At 41.9% G+C, this 346-nt stretch carries 1 pseudogene; it reads left to right on the top strand.

Going from position 1 to position 346, the window contains the following annotated elements:
• Nucleotides 1–346 (top strand): annotated as a pseudogene (locus PZE06_RS27075) (IS21 family transposase); the annotation flags it as partial.

Below are 346 nucleotides of genomic sequence, written 5' to 3' on the forward strand. Positions count from 1 at the left end.
CTCGTCATTCGCAGAAAAGTAAATGGTGAGGTAATTGCCGAGCACCTTATTAGCTCAGAAAAAGGAAAACTCATTCAAAACCGTCATCATACTCGTGATCGCTCCAAAGGGGTTGAAGAGCTTAAGCGACGTCTAATCTCTTACTTTGAAAATCAGACACAAGCAGCTGCTTATTTGGATGAGATCAGCCAACGATACCCGAGGTATCGTCGAGACCAGTTTTCCATCATCTACAAGGTGATTCAACAGTATCCAGCATTAATGGATATTGTGATGACTAAGTGCATGACGGAGAAACTATACAATGCGAATGATTTTCGGGATATCGCTCATCACCTTGATACAT

The organism is Robertmurraya sp. DFI.2.37 (assembly GCF_029211245.1).
GTDB classification, from domain to species: domain Bacteria; phylum Bacillota; class Bacilli; order Bacillales; family Cytobacillaceae; genus Robertmurraya; species Robertmurraya methanolica_A.